This window comes from Streptomyces sp. NPDC006261, from assembly GCF_040613515.1.
Taxonomy (GTDB): Bacteria; Actinomycetota; Actinomycetes; order Streptomycetales; family Streptomycetaceae; genus Streptomyces.
Genome location: NZ_JBEXSI010000010.1, coordinates 42,613 through 62,927, shown reverse-complemented (window position 1 = coordinate 62,927; position 20,315 = coordinate 42,613). Strand labels below are relative to the sequence as shown.

Below are 20,315 nucleotides of genomic sequence, written 5' to 3'. Positions count from 1 at the left end.
CGATGGCGACAGAACCGGAATGGCGATGCGCAGCCGGCGCTCGGGCCGCGGGTACCCTCCTGGCAGCGGTGCTGCTCCTGAGCGGATGCAGCGCGGACGGCAAACAGGACGCGGCCGACGGCGCCGGGAGCGACCGTCCCTCGGCACCGCCGACCGCGACGGGAACCCTGGAGCAGCTGGCCGAGAAGGCCGGCTGCGACCCCAACGTACAGACCGACGCCCAGGAGCTCCGACAGGCCAACTGCAAGACGGCTACAGGGCGTTACATACTGACCACCTTCGCCACCGACCGCGGCCAGCGCGAGTGGATCAACGAGGCCAAGAACTACGGCGGTTCGTACCTCGTCGGCCGGCGCTGGGTCGCCGTCGGGGACGCGAAGGTGGTCGTGGCGCTGCGCGGCCGGCTCGGGGGGACGGTGGAGACCGCCTCGCCGCACCACTCGGGGGAGAGCGGTGATGGGGGGAGCGAGGAAGGGCACTCCGGTCACCACGGGAGCTGACCGCGCAGGTTGAGGGGGACGGGCGTCACGGGGGCCGGTGCCGGTGCCGAATCAGCGGCACCGGCACCACCCACCGGCGTAGGTGCCGGTCTCGGTGTCGTGTCAGCGGCACCTGCGCCCGTCGTTGATGCACCGCACCATCTTGTTCATCAGCCGCTGGTCGAAGACGTTGATGAAGTCGCCGTGGTCGGTGATCGGCTTGTGCAGCTGCTCGGGGAAGGAGTCGACGGCGAACCCCGGCCCCGGCGGCACGTCGTACACGATCCGCTGGACCAGCTGCGGAACCGCCCGGAACCCGTTGGGGCAACGCCCGTCGGCCTGTGCGAACGCCACATGGGTGCGGTGGTTGGCGCTGTCGGCGTTCTGCCCGTCCCAGCAGTTCTGGAAGGCGAACGTACGTACCACCTGGCTGCCCTCGGGGCAGATCGGGTACTTGTCCTTCAGCTGGCGGTCCTCGAAGCCGGTGCAGCTCCAGGAGGCGTTGGCATTGGCGTCGCCGTTGGTGAACGCCTTCGCGTCCCCGGTGATGATCCGCAGGAAGCGCGGCATCGCGCTGACCTTGCCGACGGGGGAGCCGACGAACTTCAGGGTCACCTGGGACGGCGTCTGGATCTGGCCGACGTTCTGGTCCTTGCCACCGCCGTCGGCGTTCACGTCGGCCTCGTCCTGGCCGTTCTGCAGGCGCAGCACGGGCCAGTAGTAGGTCGACCGGTCGCCCTGGTTACGGCAGGTGGTGGCGCCGTTCGCCAGGTCGTCGTCGCTGGCGAAGGCGTCGTTGGCCTGGTTGCCGATGTAATCGTGCATGTGGTGCGCGCCGTTGCTCACGCCGGGAGCGACGATGACGTTGTCCGGGTTGAACTTCCCGTTCTCGTTGCGGCCGCAGTCGGTGGTGAAGGTGCCGCGGGAGGCGCCGCGGCGCTGCCGGGGGCGCTGGACATTGGGCTGGACGGACTGGATGTCGACAAAATCGGCCGGCTCGGGCCCGTTGCCACCCTGGCCACCCTGACCAGGGTCCTGACCGTCACCAGGGTCCTGACCGTTGCCCTGGTCATCGCCTTGGCCCTGGTTGTCACCTTGGCCCTGGTCATCGCCCTGGCCTTGGTTCTGGCCCTGGTCCTGCCCCTGGCCGTCGTCCTGGCCACCGTCGCCGTTACCGCCATTGCCGCCGTCGCCGCCGTCACCCGTATCGTCCCCGGGGCTGCCGGAGGCGCTGTCGTCGGCGCGCAGGCTGCACCCGGCGAGACCTTCGATCCCCGCCGGCCGCTCTCCGACGCGCCCGATCGCGATGCCGATGCGGTCGAGACTCGCCGTCCGCTTGTTCCGCAACGGGCCGAGCACGGCGTTCTCGGCGAGCCCGGGATCCCGGGATATCTGCTCCTTCCGGTCGGCGAACTGCCGGTAGGCATCGGTGATCTGGGTATCCATCGCCGCGAGTTCGCGGTCGACCTCGGGGCGTGCCTGCTCGGGCACGTCGGGCAGTTCGTTACCGGCATCGGGACAGTCGATCGTGGACATCTGGCGGCCCGCGTTCTGGGTCCGGGAGGTCGGCGGCGAACCGGACGGCCCTTCCCCCGCGGAGGCGTAGACATTGACCGCCACCAGCCCGCCCCCGCCCAGGATCAGGGCGGCGGAGGCAGCTATGGCGCGGTTGGCCAGGCTGGAGCGTTTCTTGCGGGACGTACGGGGTGTACGTGCTGTGCGTCGCATGGGACTCCTCTGCTTCGAGGGAGAAGCGTGACGTCCCATACGCGCGGCCCGGGCTTCCTGTTCAGCCCTCCTGCCGATTCGTGCGAAGCTCCAGCAGGAAAGCGGCCCGAATGCCCAACTCTCAGGCGAAGGCGGCCAATGGGGCGTCCACCGGCGCTCAGCCGTGGTCCAGATAGGCCAGCACCGCGAGCACCCGGCGGTTGTCGTCGTCGGAGGGCGGCAGGCCGAGCTTCCCGAAGATGTTCGAGGTGTGCTTGGCGATCGCCCGTTCCGTGATCACCAGCTGGGCGGCGATCGCCGTGTTGGACCGGCCCTGGGCCACCAGCTCCATCACCTCCCGCTCGCGCGGCGTGAGGCCGCCCATCGGCTTGTCCTGCGAACGGCGGGACAGGAGCTGGGAGATCACCTGCGGGTCCATCGCCGTGCCGCCCGCCGCCACCCGCCGTACGGCGTCGATGAACTGGTCGGCGTCGAAGACCCGGTCCTTCAGCAGATAGCCGGTCCCCCCGTTGCCGTCGGCCAGCAGTTCCCGGGCGTACAACTGCTCCACGTGCTGGGAGAGCACCAGCACCGGCAGCCCAGGCCGTGCCCGCCGGGCGGCCAGGGCGCACTGCAGCCCCTCGTCCGTGTGGGACGGCGGGAGCCGGACGTCGACGACCGCGACATCCGGCTCCAACCCAGCCAGAGCCCTGCTCAGTTCGGGACCGGTCTCCACCGCGGCGGCGATCTCGAACCCGTACGCCTCCAGCATGCGCACCAGTCCGTCGCGCAGCAGGAAGAGGTCTTCGGCTAGGACAACACGCAAGGCAGCTCCATGGTGACCATGGTGGGGCCGCCCGCAGGGCTGCTGACGGCCAGGACGCCGTCGAATGTACCGAGTCGTCGTTCGATTCCGCTCAGCCCGGAGCCCGATCCGATCCGCGCACCGCCCCCGCCGTTGTCCGTCACGGAGATCCGGAGCATGCCCTCGCCGTGGTGCAGGTCCACCCAGATCCGGTCTCCGCCGGCGTGCTTCACCGCGTTGGTCAGGGCCTCGCTCACCGCGAAGTATGCCGCCGACTCCACCGACGCCTCCGCCCGTCCCGGCAGCTCCACCGTGACCTCCGTGGCCACCGGCAGCCGCAGGGCCAGCGCCCTGACCGCGTCGCCGAGGCCCCGTTCGGCGAGGACCGGCGGGTGGATGCCCCGGACCAGGTCACGCAGCTCGGTCAGCGCCTCCGCCGACGACTCCCGGGCCGTCGCAAGCAACTTCTTCGCCTGCGCCGGGTCCTTCTCGATGAGCGCCTCGATCGTGCCCAGGTTCATCCCCATCGCGACCAGCCGCGCCTGCGCCCCGTCGTGCAGATCCCGCTCGATGCGCCGCAGTTCGGAGGCGGCGGTGTCCACCGCCTCGTGCCGCGTCTCGGTGAGCCGGTCCACCCGCTGCGCGAGCGTCTGCTCGGGCGTCGGCGCCAGCAGGGTGCGGGCCAGCAGGAAGTGCGCCCGCAGCACCGGCTCGGCGGCCCGCAGCCCGAGGTGGAAGAGCGCGATGCCGAACGCCAGGGCGACCAGCCCCGTGAGCTGGCTGCTCACCGGCACGAACCCGTACCAGTACGGGTCGTCCTGGAACACCCGCCACAGCCCCGCAGCCAGCACCACCGACTCGATCGGGTAGATCATCAGCGCGGCGGCCACCACGGCCAGCACGGTCCCGGCCGTCATGTCGACCAGCAGCCACTGGAGGTCCCGCCAGGTCGCCGGGTCCTTCAGCAGCAGCGTGGTCCGCTCCACCTGCCCGGTCACACCCCTGCGCAGATCCGGCGGGAACGGGCGGTACGGCACCGGTATCCGTACGCCGGACCAGTCGGCCGCCCACAGCCGCCGCTGGTTGGCGTGCCGGCGCACCGCCTCCAGCACGACCGGGGTGGTGAACACCCCGATGCCCAGCAGGATGAAGGCGATCGAGAGCACCGCGAGGACGCACAGGGTGATGGAGACCGCCAGCCCGTAGACCGACAGGACCAGTCCTCGTCCCGCCGCCAGCATCGGCGGCCGTATCCGTGTCGCGAGTGCGTTCATCGTGTTCCCTCTTCCCTCACGGGACCCGAGCCGGCCCCCGTCGTGCTGCAAGTCTCGCCCCCTCCCGCCCCGCAGCGGCAGCCGGTACGCCACCCACCCGGGGGTGTAGCCAGCACCACCCCGGGGCCTCGTGCCGGCCCCTCGCGAAGGGGGGGCTCCGACGGCTGGGGCGGGCGGGCCCCGTTCCTGGATTCGAAGCGTTCCGACGTACGGATCTGCTCGATGCTCGATACCTGGGGGCGAGACCGCATGAAGCGCGACGGCACGAGGCGCAACGGTACGAGGCGAGGCCGCGCGAGGAACGACCTCGCCGCACGCATCGGTGTGTGGAGCACACTCGGCGACCTGCTGGTTCCGTGAAGCTGCTCCTCGGCGAGCGAACGGGCTTATGCCCACGGGCCTCTCGAAGCTGCCGAGCCTGGAGGGCGATGAACCGGACCTCAGGGCGGACGCCACCCCCGTGACCCAGGGGTGTGACACACGGGGACGGCCCCGGACCACGGCGGAGACCGTGGTCTGGGGCCGCCGGACGCGCAGGGACATCAGGCCGGTCAGGGCGTGTACTTGTACCCCACCCGGCGGACCGTCTGGATCGAACGCCGGTGCTCCGCACCGAGCTTGCGGCGCAACCGGGCGACATGGACGTCCACGGTGCGCCCGTCGCCCACGTGCCCGTACCCCCATACCGTCGTCACCAGCTGGTCGCGGGTGTGCACCCGGTGCGGGTGCGCCACCAGGTGGGCCAGCAGCTCGAACTCCAGGTAGGTGAGGTCGAGGGCCACCCCGTCGACGGACGCCGTACGCCGGGTCGAGTCGATCCGGACCGGCCCGGGCGACGCCGCCTCCTCGACCGGTTCCGGCGCCGGCTGCTGGTCGGCCGGCACGAGCACCAGGTAACCGATCATCGGCGGCCGGCCCGGCAGGGCGGGAAGCGTGTGCTGGGGGGCGGGCAGCCAGGTCGCGCCCGGCGGCAGGAAGCCGGCCACGTCGGAGAGCCGGGCGACCTCGTCACGGTCGACGGCGCGCAGACCGTGCCGGTTGGGGGAGAGGGAGCGGGAGCGGGTGGTGGGGTCGGCCGCAGCGGGCGCCGGAGAGGCTGCGGTGACAGCGGAAGCGGCAGAGAAGGTAGGGGTGTTCGCCATGGAGGGTCAGCTCTTTCGCGCGAGGAGTCGTCGAGGACGGACCTACGTCGTGCGCGCGGACCGAAGGCCGGGTGAGCGGCTTTAGAGGGCCTGCGCGTTCCACGCGCGGCAACACACCCGGTCGAAATCATGGTGCTGACGGGAAGGCCAGAACGGCTCGAGGTCGCTGCGACCCGACGCGATGTACTGGAAGCTGGCCATGGCTCTATTGAAGCAGACATTGCGGCAATGCATCAGGCTCCTCTCACCCGCCGATACGGCCTCTTGGCGTTACCTTCCCCACGCCGCGCTTCTTCTCGCCCACGTTTCTCTCCTCCGGTCTCGAACGAGCGGGGAAATCCCTGCAGGGAGGGGCCCGCCGGTGATCCGGCGGGCCCCTCCCTGAAAGGTACGGCTACGGGCTCAGACCTGGTCGGCCTTCTCCAGCGCGGTGCAGCAGGTGTCCACGATCAGCCGCGTGACGACGTACGGGTCGACGTTGGCGTTGGGGCGGCGGTCCTCGATGTACCCCTTCTGGTCCTGCTCGACCTGCCACGGGATGCGGACCGAGGCGCCGCGGTCGGAGACGCCGTAGCTGTACTCGTTCCACGGGGCGGTCTCGTGCAGGCCGGTGAGCCGGTCGTCGATGCCCGCGCCGTAGTTCTTCACGTGGTCCAGCGGCTTGGAGCCCTCACCCAGCGACTCGCACGCGGTGATGATCGCCTCGTAGCCCTCGCGCATCGCCTTGGTGGAGAAGTTGGTGTGCGCGCCCGCGCCGTTCCAGTCGCCCTTGACCGGCTTCGGGTCCAGCGTCGCGGAGACGTTGAAGTCCTCGGCGGTGCGGTAGAGCAGCCAACGGGCCACCCACAGCTGGTCGGAGACCTCCAGCGGGGAGAGCGGGCCCACCTGGAACTCCCACTGGCCCGGCATGACCTCGGCGTTGATGCCGGAGATCCCGAGCCCGGCGGCCAGGCAGTTGTCGAGGTGCTTCTCCACGATCTCGCGGCCGAAGATCTCGTCCGCGCCGACCCCGCAGTAGTAGCCGCCCTGCGCGGCCGGGAAGCCGCCCTCGGGGAAGCCGAGCGGCCGGTGGCCGTCGAAGAAGGTGTACTCCTGCTCGATGCCGAAGATCGGGGCCTGGCCCGCGAACTGCTCGGCGACCGGACGCAGCGCCGCCCGGGTGTTGGACTCGTGCGGCGTCATGTCGATGTCGAAGACCTCGCACAGCACGAGGACGTCGTCGCCGCCGCGGATCGGGTCCGGACAGGTGAAGACGGGCTTCAGCACCCGGTCGGAGGCGTGGCCCGCGGCCTGGTTGGTGCTGGAACCGTCGAATCCCCAGATCGGGAGATCCGCTACGTCGCCCGACGGCGTGCCGTCCATGATCTTCGTCTTGGAGCGAAGCTTGGCGGTCGGCTCGGTGCCGTCTATCCAGATGTACTCAGCCTTGAACGTCACGGACGCCATCCTTTGCGGGTGCAGCGGTCTATGCCGCGCAGCTTGGCAAGCTGCGATTTCCCGTCCGTTGCCCGAGTGTGAACCCCGTGTTACCGAGCTTTCCTGCGATAGAAGTGCGTTAGAAGTGCGCCTTGTAAGGACTCGTCACGCGTTGCCCTCAACCGCTGACACGTCACCCTCTACCGCTGACACGTCACCTCCACTGCTCACACGTTGCCCTTGAGGAGCTCCGAGAACCCGGCGGCGCGGATCCGCCGCACCAGCTCCTCCCGGCTCGACCCGAGTGTCCCGGCCGCCCGGGACAGCTCCCAGTCCGCGCCCGCGAGGACGTGCAGCAGATAGCCGCGCCGGATCTGGGCGTCGGAGAGCCGGAACGTCTTGAGGTAGGCGACCTGCCCCTTGTGATCGGTGATCGTCTCCCCGATGTGCTGCCCGCCGCCGTCCCGGACGAACGGCGGCAGGAACCGCCACAGCGTGAACGACCCCATCCGGTACACCCGGTCGAAGCGGTACGAGGAATCCAGCAGCTCCCGCGCGAACAGGGCCTCGTGCGCCTCCTCCCACGCCCGCTCCTGACCCCGCGCCACCGCCCGCAGATCGGCGAGCGTACGGATGTGCGCCCCGTCCCCGAGGCGCGCCCCGAACTCCGCCACCGGCGCCCCGTACAGCGCGTACTGGTGCACCAGCTCCCCGTACAGGTCCTCCACCAGCGAGGCGTGCAGCAGCCGGTAGTCCTCCGGGTGCGGCACCACGAACGCGGCGGCGAGCGCGTCGGAGACGTACACCATCACCCCGCACTGGTCCGGGTGGATCTCGAAGATCCGCAGCGCGTCCCCGAGCCGCGCACCGGCCACCCGAGGTACGCGTCCTCCGCGCGCGGCGACAGCCCGTCGCGCAGCGCCCGGCGCGACCACTCCTCCCAGGCGGTCGACGGGCCGCCGAAGTGCAGCGCGAGGTAGCCCTCCAGGGCCAGATGGAGCGGCAGGAACCGCAGCCGGTCGCCGGGGTGGCGCCTGGCCATGCGATGGTGGGTGAGCCGGGGCAGCCGGACGGTACGAGGCGCCTCCCGCCCGCCACCGAGCTGAGTCCCGTACGCGGCCGACTGCCTGCCCGTTCCCGGCACTTCGGGGCCTTCGCCCTCACCGGACCAGTCGGCGACCAGCCCGTGGGGGATGTACGAGACGTAGTGGCTGTGGGGCTCACGCTCGACGACCCCCGCCCCGAGGCCGTCGTACACCTCCCGGCGCAGCCGGAGCCCTTCCACAGGCGCCTCACGCACCAGCGGTACGAGACGGACGCCGCCCCACACCTGCGCGGGCCGGGTGGAGAGCCCGGTGAGCTCCAGCCGGTTCACGAGACGGCCTCCTTCTCTCCCAGGATCACGACACGGTCTCCTTCTCTCCCAGGAACAGCGCCACCCGCCGGTCCAGGTACGCCTGCAGCTCCGCCGGGCCGGTCCGGCCCTCCGCGAACCGGGCGATCTCCACCAGCGCGGGCAGATCCTCCGCGTCCCGGATCCCGGCCGTCGGAACCCCCGCGGCGAGCCGCCGCACGTCGAAACCGTCCGCGTCGTATACGGGGTTCACGTGCACCACCGCCGTCCGCCGCCCCGGGTCCAGCCGCGTGCGCCACACCCGCAGCACCTCGCCCGCCAGACCCGCCGGGGCGTTGTCCCAACCGTCCGACACGATCACCAGCCGGTCCGGGGCCGCGCCGCCCGGCCCGGGCTCCAGCGCGTCCAGGACCCGCATCCCGAGCGGGGTCGGCCCCCACGGACGTACGAGCAGGGCGTCATCCCGGCCCGAGGTCCACAGCCCCCGGTACGCGCCCGGCGCGGCGAGCGCCTCCAGCAGATGGTGGCAGGCCAGGGCCACGGCGAGCGGCCGCCGCCGCTTCTGCCCCGACCCGGACGAGGAGAAGCTGTCGTCCAGGACCGTGTGCACCCGCCCCCAGCTCCCGGCGTGCCGGCCCGCGGCGCGGCGCGCGGCCGTGCGCAGGGCACCGGTCAGCTCGGCGCGGCGGGCGGCACGCTGCTCGAAGGGGAGCGCGAGGACGTACAGCGCCAGCCGGGTCAGCGGCATCACGGTCAGATCGACCTCCGGCCGCCGGTCGCCCACCACCCGCTGCTCCTGGGTGCGCAGCCGCTCCAGCCGGGTCATCCGGGGCGCGGCCCGCTTCAGGAACGTCTCACGCTTCATGCCGTGCCGGGCCGCGAACCCCTCCGCGACGGTGAACGGCAGCTCGGCCACAGCCCCCTGCTCGTAGTGGGCGCGCCGCCAGGCGTCCAGCACCGGGTGCTCGTACCGCGGCAGCTTCCCCGGCCGGAACAGGAACGCCCCGACCTCCGCCGCCGCCCCGGCCCCCTCGGCGCAGCGCAGATGGATGTGCCGGGCGGCGGTCTTCACGCCGCTCCGGTACTTCACCGCGTCGTGCCCCAGGTCCGGCCGGGCTGCCAGCCAGTCGCGCATGATCGCCCGGGTGCGCCGGTTGTTGATCCGGGCCCGGCGCACCTCGCCGAAGAGGCGGTAGACCCGCTGCGGAGGCAGCAGCGCCAGCCGGGCGGCGATCAGCCGGCCCTCGGTGCGCCGTTCCTCGGCACTCGCCTCGCCCGCCGTCTCCAGGAGGCCGAGCACGATGCGGGCGGCGTTGTGGTCGTTGACGTCGAGGGCCAGCGAAGCGGCGTACACACGGCGGTAGTTGACCCGTACGTAGGCGTGCAGGAAGTCCAGCGACAGCTGCTGGTAGACGGCGCCGGAACGGAACCCGCGCTGTCCGGTCGCGGTGATCGCCGCATTCGCGAAGAGCAGGACGTCTTCGGCGGCGACGAGATCGGCCAGGGTCTCGGGCGGCGTGTTCATGGACTTCCCCCCGGTGGAGACAGCGGACGCCGGCCGGGGAATGGAGGCGCGAACAACGAAATCATCGCTTCACAGGCAAGTCTCGGAAGTCGCAGCCGAAGTCCCGCGGCCGGCCCAGGAAACGTAACGGCCCATGACCGCCCCGCGCCACCGCATAACGCCGGGGGAGGGCACACCGCCTCCCCCGTACCGAGCATGGGGCACACCGCCCCCCGCCCCCGCCACCGGGCACACTGACCCCCATGACGACACCCGCCGGCACCACCAGCGCCACCAGCACCACGAGCACTGCCACCCCCTCCACCCCCATCGCCCCCCTCCGCATCGGCCTCCTCGGCACAGGCCCCTGGGCGCGCAACACCCAGGCCCCCGCGCTGGCCGTCCACCCCGGCGTCGAGCTGAGCGGGGTGTGGGGCCGCCGGGCCGAGGCGGCGGAGGCCCTCGCGACGGTCCACGGGACCCGGGCGTACACGGGGGAGGCGGGGATCGACGCGTTGCTGGAGACGAGCGACGCGGTGGCGTTCGCGCTGCCGCCGGACATCCAGGCGCCGCTCGCGGTCCGGGCGGCGGAGGCGGGCTGCCACATCCTGATGGACAAGCCGGTCGCCACGACGGTCGAGGGGGCCCGCGCGGTCGCGGAGGCGGCGGCGCAGGCGGATGTTGCCTCGGTCGTCTTCTGCACGCTCCGCTTCGCGCCCGAGACCGCCGCGTGGATCGCCGAACAGGCGGCGGTGGAGGGCTGGTTCACCGCCCGCGCCCAGTGGCTCGGTTCGCTCTACGCCGAGGGTTCGGCCAGCCAGTACGCCGACTCGCCGTGGCGGCGGGAGAAGGGCGGCCTGTGGGACGTCGGCCCGCACGCCCTATCGGTGCTGATCCCGGTGCTCGGCGAGGTCACGGAGCTGACCGCCGCCCGCGGCCCCGCCGACACCACCCACCTGATCCTGCGCCACGCCTCCGGCGCCTCCAGCACGGTGACCCTCGGCCTGAGCGCCCCGCCGGCCGCCGCGGGCATGGACATCGAACTGCGGGGCGAGCACGGCACGGCCGCGATCCCGGGCTGGGACGGTGCGGAGGCGGCGTTCCGGGGAGCGGTGGACGCGCTGGCCGAAGCGGTGCGTACGGGGGTGCCGCACGCCTGCGACGCCCGCTTCGGCCTCCGCCTCACGGAGTTGCTGGCGGAGGCGGAGGGCCAGGCCGGCCGGTAGCCGGTGGGCTCACCCCGGCGGGAGGGCCCGGCACAGGGCCTCCAACGCCTCCGGGTAGGCGTGTTCGGCAGGGGTGGCGTATCCGACGACGAGCCCGTCCCGCTCGCCCTCCGCCTGCTCCGCCCCCGGGTGCCGGTAGTCGGCCAGCCCCTCCACCGCGAGCCCCTGCCAGGCCGCCGCCCGCACCACCGACCGCTCGGTGCCGGGCGGCAGCTCCACCACCGCGTGCAGCCCCGCCGCGATCCCGGTGACCCGGACGTGAGGGGCCCGCTGCTCCAGCGCCGCCACCAACTGGTCCCGGCGCCGCCGGTGGTGCTGGCGCATCCGGCGTACATGACGGTCGTACGCGCCCGAGTCGGCGAAGTCCGCGAGGGTGAGCTGCTCCGTGGCGCTGGAGAACTGCTCGCGCTCGCCCTTCGCCGCGACGATCGGTGCCACCAGCCGCTCGGGCAGCACCATCCAGCCGATCCGCAGGGCGGGGGAGAGGCTCTTGCTCACCGACCCCAGCAGCACCACGTGCTCGGCATCGAGCCCTTGGACGGCCCCCACGGGCTGCCGGTCGTAGCGGAACTCCCCGTCGTAGTCGTCCTCCACGACGAGCCCACCCGTGGACCGCGCCCAGTCGACCACCGCCGCCCGCCGCGCGGGGTGCAGCGGCCCGCCGGTGGGGAACTGGTGGGCAGGCGTGAGCAGTACGGCCCGGTCGCGGCGGGTCAGTTCACCGACCCGGGCCCCGTCCCCGTCCACCTCCACCGGCCGGGTGCCGACGCCGTGTGCGGCGAGCAGCCCGCGGTGGAACGGCAGCCCGTACGCCTCCGCCGCCCACGGGCCGCCCACCACCTCCGCCAGCAGCCGCAGCCCGTGCGCGGCGCCCGAGCAGAGGACGATGCGCTCCGGCGAGGTACGCACCCCGCGGACCCGGGCCAGATAGCCGGCCATCGCCCGCCGCAGCTCCGGCCGCCCGTGCGGATCACCGGGCCCGAACGCGTCGTTGGGGGCCGCGGCGAGCGCCCGCCGCCCGGAGGCCAGCCAGGCGGTGCGCGGGAAGGCGGCGGGGTCCGGCTGCCCCTGGACCAGGTCGTGGACGGGGCGGGAGGGGCGTTCCGGGGTGCGGGGGCGGTGGGCCGGGGTGACGGGCGCGGCCCGCTCGGCGACCCGGGTGCCCGAGCCCTGACGGGCGGCGAGCCAACCCTCCGCGACGAGCTCCGCGTAGGCGTCGGCGACGGTGTTGCGGGCGAGCCCGAGGTCGGCGGCGAGGGAACGGTAGGGCGGCAGCCGGGTGCCGGGGGTGAGCCGCCCGCTGCGGACGGCCTCGCGGAGGGCAGCCATCAGGACGGACCGGCGGTTGCCGGTGGCGGAGTGCTCCAGCGGCAGATCACTGCCCAGGATCTCCGCCGAATTGACCCATGAATCCGTCACCGGAACGCACCCCGTAACCGGTCGCCTGTGCCCATAGATTCGTACCCATGACGACGACAGAGATCAAGCCGAACGACCGCACCGCCACCCCCGCCCCCACCGACCGGCTCAATTTCGCGAAGGCCGCCCCGAAGGTGTTCCGGGCCGTGATCGGCCTGGACGCGGCGGCCCGCGAGGGCCTGGACCCGACGCTGGTCGAGCTGGTCCAGATCCGCTCCTCGCACCTGAACCACTGCGCGTACTGCCTCCACATGCACACCACGGACGCGCGGAAGGCGGGGGAGAGCGAGGAGCGGCTGCACATGGTGGCGGTGTGGCGGGAGGCGGCCCACTTCTTCACGGAGCGGGAGCAGGCCGCCCTGGCCCTGACCGACGCGGTCACCCGGCTCGCGGACGCCGGGGTGCCGGACGCGGTCTACGACCGGGCGGCCGAACACTTCGACGAGCAGGAGCTGGCCCAGCTTCTGGCCCTGATCCTCACCATCAACACCTGGAACCGCATCGCCCTCGCCACGGCCAAGCGCGCGGGCACGGACGAACGCTGAGGGTCCCGCCCCTGCTGGCTACCGGCGCCCCAAGGCGTCCCGTACGGCTTCCTCACTCCGGCCCACCACGGCACTCCCGTCGTCGGCGGTGATGATGGGCCGCTGGATCAGCTCGGGGTGCTCGGACAGGGCGGTGACCCACCGCTCTCGCGAACCGGCGTCCCGGGGCCACTCCTTGAGCCCGAGTTCCTTGGCCGCCGCCTCCTGCGTCCGCGTGATGTCCCACGGTTCGAGCGCGAGCCGGCCCAGGACGGCCCGGATCTCCTCGGACGAGGGCACGTCCTCCAGGTAACGCCGGACGGTGTAGTCGGCCCCTTCGGCGTCCAGCAGACCGACAGCGCTACGGCACTTGGAACAGGCCGGATTGATCCAGATCTCCATGGGGCCAAGGGTACGCGAGTGACTGCCGAAAACGCCTCTGGCCAGGGACGATTGTCAGTGGGGGGCAGTAAAATGGAGGGAGTTCGTGAGGGTTCCACCACCCTGCCAGGAGGATGCCGATGGCCGTTGCCGCAGCCACGACCGAGCCGCTCGACCGACAGCTCCCGATGCCCTTCCACCCGCCGCTTCCCGCCCCGCCGACGAAGAAGCGACTGCCCGCGGGCCGCCCCCGCGAGTGGTACGTCTCGCACAACCGCCGCCTGAAGGCCATGCGGCTGGCGATCGCGCTGCTGGACAGCGGGGTCTACCAGCCGGCCAGCGCCGGAAACCACAAGATACGGACGACCGCCGAGCGCCTGGGCATGCACCCGCCGTCCGACACCACCTGCCGCATGGTCCGCGCCCTGATCCGCTACGGCCGCTGACGCCACCACCGCCCGCCGACAGCCCTGTGCCCCCGAGTCCGAACACGGCCCGGGGGCACAGGCATGCTCCCGGCTCGGCCCCCGGCAGGTGGCGGTGCGACGCACCGCCTGCCGGGGGGCAGGCCGCTAGCGGCTGTCGTCCGTGCCTGCCCATCGCCCTCGCCGGCGTCGGCATCACCCTCGGCGCCGCCCTGCTCAGCTGGCTGCTCCGCCTGTCGGGCTGCGCATGGTCCTGGACGGTCAGGGACCGCACCGCCCGCCGGGGGCCACCCCGGCTGCCCGGGCTGCCGCCTGGCGGGCCGACAGGCATGATCGCCCGAAAAGCATCGAACGCGGTGCCGGTTGCCTCTACTGTGACCGGATGACGACCGAGGTGATCACGCCGAAGAACAGGTCCGGAACCACCCGCTGTCCCCAAGCCGAGGGAGCGCGATGAGCGACCTGTGGACCGGCGAGCGGGTACGCCTGCGAGGCATCGAACCGGCGGACTGGGAGGGCTTCCGGGCCCTTGCCCTGCACACCGTGGACGCCCGCAACGCCGACGTGGTCGACCCCCCGCGCTCGGAGGAGAGCTTCCGCGCCTGGACCACCGAACGCGCCGGCCGCACGCCGAACCCCGCCGCGTACCACCTGGTCATCGAGACCCGCTTCGAGCACGCCTTCGTCGGCGCGGTGTCGGTGGGCGAGACGGACGCCAGGGCGGGCCGCTTCCGTACGGGCATCGAGGTCACCCGGGAACACCGCCGCCAGGGCTACGCGGCCGAGGCCACCGAGCTGGTCCTCACCTACATGTTCGCCGAACAGCGCAGCCACAAGTGCGAGGCGGAGGTCTACGCCTTCAACGACGCATCCCTGGCCCTCTACCGCAAACTCGGCTTCGTGGAGGAGGGCCGCCTGCGCCAGCACGAGTTCTTCGCGGGCGCCTACCATGACGTGGTCCTGCTGGGCATCACGGCGGACGAGTACTGGGCGGGCAGGCCGCGGCCTTCGCTGCGGTGAGGCCCTGGAGGCGAGTCGGCTTCCGGTCGCCCGGGGCCTGGGATCAGCCGAAACGCACGGGGCGGTGGACGCCGGACGTTCCCGCCCCTGACGAACATGAGACCCACCTGACCCTCTGTCGCCCATTCCCGCGTCTCGGGGGAACTCAGAGACGAAGTGGCCGAGGGCCGCCACCTCCGGAAGGAGGTGGCGGCCCTCGGTGCCTCAGGCATCAGGCGCTCAGCGAGCGCGACCCGCGGCTTAGATGTCGAAGTACAGCTCGAACTCGTGCGGGTGCGGACGCAGTTGGATCGGGGCGATCTCGTGCGTGCGCTTGTAGTCGATCCACGTCTCGATCAGGTCCGACGTGAAGACGCCGCCCGCCTGGAGGTACTCGTTGTCCGCCTCCAGGGCCTCCAGCACGGCCGGGAGCGACGTCGGGACCTGCTGGACGTTGGCGTGCTCCTCGGGAGCCAGCTCGTAGAGGTCCTTGTCGATCGGCTCGGCCGGCTCGATCTTGTTCTTGACGCCGTCCAGGCCCGCCATCAGCAGCGCGGAGAACGCGAGGTACGGGTTGGAGGACGGGTCCGGGGCGCGGAACTCGACGCGCTTGGCCTTCGGGTTCGAGCCGGTGATCGGGATGCGCATCGCGGCGGAGCGGTTGCGCTGCGAGTACACCATGTTGACCGGGGCCTCGAAGCCGGGGACCAGGCGGTGGTAGGAGTTCACCGTCGGGTTGGTGAACGCCAGCAGCGACGGGGCGTGCTTCAGGATGCCGCCGATGTAGTAGCGCGCCATGTCCGACAGGCCGGCGTAACCCTGCTCGTCGTAGAAGAGCGGCGTGCCGCCCTGCCACAGCGACTGGTGGACGTGCATGCCCGAGCCGTTGTCGCCGAAGATCGGCTTCGGCATGAAGGTCGCGGTCTTGCCGTTGCGCCAGGCGACGTTCTTCACGATGTACTTGAAGAGCATCAGGTCGTCGGCGGCGGCGAGCAGCGTGTTGAACTTGTAGTTGATCTCGGCCTGGCCGGCGGTGCCGACCTCGTGGTGCTGGCGCTCGACCTGGAGGCCGTTCTTGTCCAGCTCCAGGGAGATCTCGGCACGCAGGTCGGCGAAGTGGTCCACCGGCGGGACCGGGAAGTAGCCGCCCTTGTAGCGGACCTTGTAGCCGCGGTTGTTCTCCTCCGACCCGGTGTTCCAGGCGCCGGCCTCGGAGTCGATGTGGTAGAAGCTCTCGTTCGCCGACGTCTGGAAGCGGACGTTGTCGAAGACGTAGAACTCGGCCTCCGGGCCGAAGTACGCGGTGTCCGCGAAGCCGGTCGAGGCGAGGTACGCCTCGGCCTTCTTGGCGATGTTGCGCGGGTCGCGGCTGTACTGCTCGCCCGTGATCGGGTCGTGGATGAAGAAGTTGATGTTGACGGTCTTGTCGCGGCGGAAGGGGTCCACCCGAGCCGTCGACAGGTCGGCGCGCAGCGCCATGTCGGACTCGTGGATCGCCTGGAAACCGCGGATCGACGAGCCGTCGAAGGCGAGTTCCTCGGCCGGGTCGAAGGTCGCTGCCGGGATGGTGAAGTGCTGCATCACCCCGGGCAGGTCGCAGAACCGGACATCGATGAACTTGACGTCGTTGTCCGCTACGTACTTCTGCACTTCGTCGGCGTTCTGGAACATCCAACTCCTCCTACTCCCGGCCCGGGAGGGACGGGGTTGTAGCTCGTGGTGCGGCCAGTGCGGTGGCACACGCTGGTGCCGACCATAGGCAGGCGTGATTTCTCAAGCATGACCCATTTGTTTCGCCCAAGTTAACCGGGGCGAGGGTGAGCGGCATCTCAGCGGCTGTCTCCGCGCGGCTGTTTCCGTGCCCCGCCCGGTCGGGCCCAAACCCGGGCGCAGTACCGTGGACGGGTGGACAACAGGCAAGCAATCGGATCGTGGCTCTCGGGGCCCCGCGCGGCCGCGGAAGACATGGGTGCCGAATTCGGCTACCGCGGCAAGCGGCTCGGGCTGCCCGAAGAGGGGCCGGGGGCCATCGCCTCGCTCGGCCGCCGTTTCGGGGCCGTCTTCATCGACTGGTCGATCTGCATGGTGATCGCATACGGGCTGCTCGCTCGCGGTGACCAGCAGGCGGCGGGGAACTGGGCGCTCGGCGTCTTCCTCCTCATGAGCGCCCTCACCGTCGGCACCATCGGCTGCACTCCCGGCAAGCGCCTCCTGGGGCTGCGCGTGGTCTCCGAGGACGGCGGCCGCCTGGGCTTGGGCCGCGTACTCGTACGGACCGTCCTGCTCCTGCTCGTCATCCCCGCCCTCGTCTGGGACCGCGACGGGCGCGGCCTCCACGACCGCCTCGGCCGCGCCGTACAGGTCCGGATGTAGACAAGGTCCCCATTGAGCACGCCGAAACGCAGCGGCCCCGGACCATCCCACGGTCCGGGGCCGCCCTGTGTACGTCGCGTACGCGCGCTCAGCGCATCTTTCCGCCGCGCGGCATCCGCATGCCCTTGGGCATCGGGCCCTTCGGCAGCGGCATGTTGCTCATCAGGTCGCCCATCGCGCGCAGCCGGTCGTTGGTGCTGGTCACCTGCGGGCCGGTCAGGACGCGGGGAAGCTTCAGCATCTTGGTGCGGACCTTCTTCAGGGGCACCTGACCCTCGCCGTTGCCGACGATGATGTCGTGGACCGGGACGTCCACCACGATGCGGGCCATCTTCTTCTTCTCGGACGCGAGCAGGCCCTTCACCCGGTTCGGGTTGCCCTCGGCGACCAGGACGATGCCGGCCTTGCCGACGGACCGGTGCACGACGTCCTGGCTGCGGTTCATCGCCACGGCGGGGGTTGTGGTCCAGCCGCGTCCGATCCGGTCCAGGACGGCGGCCGCCGCACCGGGCTGGCCCTCCATCTGCCCGAAGGCCGCTCGCTCGGCCCGTCGTCCGAAGATGATCGCCATCGCGAGGACGGCCAGGACGAAGCCCAGGATGCCCAGGTAGACCGGGTGACCGATCACGAAGCCGATGCCGAGGAGGACACCGAACGTGGCGATTCCCACGCCCGCGACGATGAACCCGATCTTGCTGTCGGACCGCCTGGTCATCTTGTAGGTCAGGGCGATCTGCTTGAGCCGCCCTGCGTTCTCGGCGCTGTCCGCGCCTTCAGTTTTTGCCTTCCTCGCCATAAACGGAAGTTTACGTGGCGTGGAAGCGGCCTAGGAACGGTGGTCGGCCACCGCGTCCGGTACGTACGGGGACTCCACCCGGTCCTTGGCCCGGCGGCGGTCCTCCAGGACGGCCGTCCAGGCGTTGCGGCGGGCGGTGCGCTGGCCGCTGCTCAGCAGCAGCGACTCGACGGCGCGCAGGGCGGTGGTGACGGACGGAATGGCGTGGGCGCGGACCGGTGTGGCCTGCATGGTGTTCCCTCTCGGAGTGGATGCGCCACCCGGGCGCGGACTGAGTACGGGAAGCAGTGACGGCGACGGCCGTGGGAGCTGCCGCTGCACGTGTACCTAGGGTCACTGCTTGGTGTTACCAGTGCGTGACCGGTGGGTCAAACACCAATGAACCCTTCATTCCGGCGCCCCGCACGCCGAGGCGGCCCGTACGCGTCCCTCACCTGCGGGGAGCGCGCGGGCTGCCTCGGTCGTACGGTTACTGCTCGGTAGCGCGGGTGAGCGGACTCACACGGCCTGGGCGGTCGGCAGGCTTCCGGTGGCCGCGCCGCGGGCCTCCATCGCCTGCTGGAAGAGCCGGCCCGCGCGGTACGAGGAACGCACCAGCGGCCCCGACATCACGCCGGAGTAGCCGATCGCGTCGGCCTCGTCCTTCAGCTCCACGAACTCCACGGGCTTCACCCAGCGCTCGACCGGGTGGTGGCGCACGGTGGGCCGCAGGTACTGCGTAATCGTGATGAGCTCGCAACCCGCGTCGTACAGGTCCTGGAGCGCCTCGCTGACTTCCTCGCGGGTCTCGCCCATGCCGAGGATCAGGTTGGACTTGGTGATCAGACCGGCCTCGCGGGCCCGGGTGATGACCTCCAGGGAACGCTCGTAACGGAAGCCGGGGCGGATGCGCTTGAAGATGCGCGGCACCGTCTCCACGTTGTGCGCGAGCACCTCGGGGCGCGAGGAGAAGACCTCGGCGAGCTGCTCGGGCTCGGCGTTGAAGTCGGGGATCAGCAGCTCGACCTTGGTCGCGCCCGCCTCCCGCTCCGCCGTCAGCGTGTGGATCTGGCGGACGGTCTCGGCGTACAGCCAGGATCCGCCGTCCTCCAGGTCGTCGCGGGCGACGCCGGTGATGGTGGCGTAGTTCAGGTCCATCTTCACGACGGACTCGCCGACCCGGCGGGGCTCGTCACGGTCCAGCGCCTGCGGCTTGCCCGTGTCGATCTGGCAGAAGTCGCAGCGCCGCGTGCACTGGTCACCGCCGATGAGGAAGGTGGCCTCGCGGTCCTCCCAGCACTCGAAGATGTTGGGGCAGCCCGCCTCCTGGCAGACCGTGTGCAGCCCCTCGCCCTTCACGAGATTCTGCAGCTGCTTGTACTCGGGGCCCATCTTCGCCCGCGTTTTGATCCACTCGGGCTTGCGCTCGATGGGGGTCTGGCTGTTTCGGACCTCCAGGCGCAGCATCTTGCGCCCGTCGGGTGCGACAGCGGACACTCCGGCTCCCCTTTGCTTTCTGCTGCGTGGGATTCGCATGGGATTCTTCGGCGAACACCAGGGTACGCCCGTAAATCAAACGGCCTTACGCCTGCCCAACCTGCGGCCGACGGGACCTATTCCCCGGCGGTCCCCCGGCCGGTGGTGGCGGTCGGGGCTACTGGCCGGTACTGCTTTCCGGCCGCTACGCCGGGGCTGCGGCTTTCGGCTGCTCGGCCGGCTGTTCGATCACGCGGGGTGCGAGCTCCGCGTTCTCCAGGATGTCCCGCAGGTGCTTCTCGGCGACCGGCAGCACCTCCTCGATGGTGATCTCCCGGCCCAGCTCGTTCGAGAGGGACGTGACCCCTGCGTCACGGATGCCGCACGGCACGATCCGGTCGAACCAGGTGTTGTCCGGGTTCACGTTGAGCGCGAAGCCGTGCATCGTGACGCCCTTGGCGACCCGGATCCCGATCGCGGCCAGCTTGCGGTCCTCGCGGCGCTGGCCCGCGTTGGACGGGGCGTACTCCGGGCCGTTCAGCCGCGGATCGAACTCCTCGTCCTGGAGCCTGGGGTCGAAGTCCAGCGAGAGCCCGCCGAGCGTACGACGCTCCTCGACCGGGTCGCCGAGCACCCAGACACCGCTGCGGCCCTCGACCCGCGATGTCTCCACCCCGAAGTCGGCGGACGTGCGGATCAGCGCGTCCTCCAGGCGGCGGACGTGCGCGACGACGTCGACCGGACGCGGCAGCTTCTGGATGGGGTAGCCGACGAGCTGCCCCGGGCCGTGCCAGGTGATCTTCCCGCCCCGGTCCACATCGATGACCGGGGTGCCGTCCAGCGGGCGCTCGCTCACCGCGGTACGGCGGCCCGCCGTGTAGACGGGCGGGTGTTCCAGGAGCAGACAGGTGTCCGGCACCAGGTCCTCGAACCGGGCCGCGTGCACCTCGCGCTGCTTCTGCCAGGCCTCCGTGTACTCGACGGCCTCGTCACCGAAGCCCAGACGGACGAACCGCAGCTCGCTCACGACAGATGC

General features: G+C 71.3%; 19 protein-coding genes and 1 pseudogene. 6 read left to right on the top strand and 14 right to left on the bottom strand.

The window, feature by feature from the left end; all coding sequences use genetic code 11:
- Positions 1–2: 2 nt before the first annotated feature.
- Complete coding sequence (locus ABZ154_RS08545; RefSeq protein WP_356830319.1) at positions 3–500, top strand: hypothetical protein; 498 nt, start codon at positions 3–5, stop codon at positions 498–500.
- A 102-nt stretch (positions 501–602) separates the two neighbouring features.
- Here the strand turns inward: ABZ154_RS08545 and ABZ154_RS08540 are convergent, their stop codons facing one another.
- From ABZ154_RS08540 to ABZ154_RS08510, 7 genes and pseudogenes are all read right to left on the bottom strand, one after another.
- Entirely contained in the window at positions 603–2,207 is a 1,605-nt protein-coding gene (locus tag ABZ154_RS08540) for a DUF1996 domain-containing protein (protein WP_356830317.1), read from the bottom strand.
- Positions 2,208–2,364: 157 nt separating this feature from the next.
- Positions 2,365–3,012 (bottom strand): response regulator transcription factor, encoded by a 648-nt coding sequence (locus tag ABZ154_RS08535; protein WP_356830315.1) that lies wholly within the window; start codon positions 3,010–3,012, stop codon positions 2,365–2,367.
- On the bottom strand, positions 2,997–4,265 hold the full coding sequence (locus ABZ154_RS08530; protein WP_356830313.1) for a sensor domain-containing protein: 1,269 nt from the start codon (positions 4,263–4,265) through the stop codon (positions 2,997–2,999). The genes ABZ154_RS08535 and ABZ154_RS08530 overlap by 16 nt, the downstream gene beginning before the upstream one ends.
- Positions 4,266–4,816: 551 nt before the next feature.
- Positions 4,817–5,407: a winged helix-turn-helix domain-containing protein gene (locus ABZ154_RS08525; RefSeq protein WP_356830311.1), complete on the bottom strand. Its 591-nt coding sequence runs from the start codon at positions 5,405–5,407 to the stop codon at positions 4,817–4,819.
- 402 nt (positions 5,408–5,809) lie between these two features.
- Positions 5,810–6,844 carry a glutamine synthetase gene (gene glnII / locus ABZ154_RS08520; RefSeq protein WP_356830309.1) on the bottom strand — a complete coding sequence of 345 codons (1,035 nt, stop codon included), beginning with the start codon at positions 6,842–6,844 and terminating at the stop codon, positions 5,810–5,812.
- A 206-nt stretch (positions 6,845–7,050) separates the two neighbouring features.
- Positions 7,051–8,198: pseudogene (locus ABZ154_RS08515) on the bottom strand (hypothetical protein).
- Positions 8,199–8,223: 25 nt separating this feature from the next.
- Entirely contained in the window at positions 8,224–9,702 is a 1,479-nt protein-coding gene (locus ABZ154_RS08510; RefSeq protein ID WP_356830307.1) for a hypothetical protein, read from the bottom strand.
- Positions 9,703–9,944: 242 nt separating this feature from the next.
- On the opposite strand from ABZ154_RS08510, the gene ABZ154_RS08505 reads away from it, so the two are divergent.
- Entirely contained in the window at positions 9,945–10,907 is a 963-nt protein-coding gene (locus ABZ154_RS08505; RefSeq protein ID WP_356830305.1) for a Gfo/Idh/MocA family oxidoreductase, read from the top strand.
- 9 nt (positions 10,908–10,916) lie between these two features.
- On the opposite strand, the gene ABZ154_RS08500 is transcribed toward ABZ154_RS08505, so the two are convergent.
- A complete protein-coding gene (locus tag ABZ154_RS08500) occupies positions 10,917–12,326 on the bottom strand; it encodes a PLP-dependent aminotransferase family protein (RefSeq protein WP_356830303.1) in 1,410 nt (469 codons plus the stop codon).
- A 47-nt stretch (positions 12,327–12,373) separates the two neighbouring features.
- Between ABZ154_RS08500 and ABZ154_RS08495 the strand changes: the two genes are divergently transcribed.
- Positions 12,374–12,871: a carboxymuconolactone decarboxylase family protein gene (locus ABZ154_RS08495; RefSeq protein ID WP_356830301.1), complete on the top strand. Its 498-nt coding sequence runs from the start codon at positions 12,374–12,376 to the stop codon at positions 12,869–12,871.
- An 18-nt stretch (positions 12,872–12,889) separates the two neighbouring features.
- Here ABZ154_RS08495 and ABZ154_RS08490 read toward each other — a convergent pair whose 3' ends face one another.
- A complete protein-coding gene (locus tag ABZ154_RS08490; RefSeq protein WP_356830299.1) occupies positions 12,890–13,252 on the bottom strand; it encodes an ArsC/Spx/MgsR family protein in 363 nt (120 codons plus the stop codon).
- A 119-nt stretch (positions 13,253–13,371) separates the two neighbouring features.
- On the opposite strand from ABZ154_RS08490, the gene ABZ154_RS08485 reads away from it, so the two are divergent.
- Together ABZ154_RS08485 and ABZ154_RS08480 are read left to right on the top strand one after the other, a co-directional pair.
- Positions 13,372–13,677, top strand: coding sequence for a hypothetical protein (locus ABZ154_RS08485; protein WP_356830297.1), 306 nt, complete (start codon positions 13,372–13,374; stop codon positions 13,675–13,677).
- Positions 13,678–14,109: 432 nt separating this feature from the next.
- A complete protein-coding gene (locus ABZ154_RS08480; RefSeq protein WP_356830295.1) occupies positions 14,110–14,676 on the top strand; it encodes a GNAT family protein in 567 nt (188 codons plus the stop codon).
- Positions 14,677–14,916: 240 nt separating this feature from the next.
- Here the strand turns inward: ABZ154_RS08480 and glnA are convergent, their stop codons facing one another.
- Complete coding sequence (gene glnA / locus ABZ154_RS08475; RefSeq protein ID WP_015608102.1) at positions 14,917–16,326, bottom strand: type I glutamate--ammonia ligase; 1,410 nt, start codon at positions 16,324–16,326, stop codon at positions 14,917–14,919.
- Positions 16,327–16,620: 294 nt separating this feature from the next.
- Between glnA and ABZ154_RS08470 the strand changes: the two genes are divergently transcribed.
- Positions 16,621–17,028: an RDD family protein gene (locus tag ABZ154_RS08470; RefSeq protein WP_356830293.1), complete on the top strand. Its 408-nt coding sequence runs from the start codon at positions 16,621–16,623 to the stop codon at positions 17,026–17,028.
- 88 nt (positions 17,029–17,116) lie between these two features.
- On the opposite strand, the gene ABZ154_RS08465 is transcribed toward ABZ154_RS08470, so the two are convergent.
- The 4 genes from ABZ154_RS08465 to lipB form a co-directional block, all read right to left on the bottom strand.
- Positions 17,117–17,824, bottom strand: coding sequence for a DUF4191 domain-containing protein (locus ABZ154_RS08465; protein WP_356830291.1), 708 nt, complete (start codon positions 17,822–17,824; stop codon positions 17,117–17,119).
- A 30-nt stretch (positions 17,825–17,854) separates the two neighbouring features.
- Positions 17,855–18,055 carry a hypothetical protein gene (locus tag ABZ154_RS08460; RefSeq protein ID WP_356830289.1) on the bottom strand — a complete coding sequence of 67 codons (201 nt, stop codon included), beginning with the start codon at positions 18,053–18,055 and terminating at the stop codon, positions 17,855–17,857.
- Positions 18,056–18,322: 267 nt separating this feature from the next.
- Positions 18,323–19,300 (bottom strand): lipoyl synthase, encoded by a 978-nt coding sequence (gene lipA, locus ABZ154_RS08455; RefSeq protein ID WP_356830287.1) that lies wholly within the window; start codon positions 19,298–19,300, stop codon positions 18,323–18,325.
- A gap of 184 nt (positions 19,301–19,484) precedes the next feature.
- The gene (gene lipB / locus ABZ154_RS08450) at positions 19,485–20,306 is read right to left on the bottom strand and encodes a lipoyl(octanoyl) transferase LipB (RefSeq protein WP_356830285.1); all 822 of its coding nucleotides are present in this window, start codon (positions 20,304–20,306) and stop codon (positions 19,485–19,487) included.
- Between the last annotated feature and the right edge of the window lie 9 nt (positions 20,307–20,315).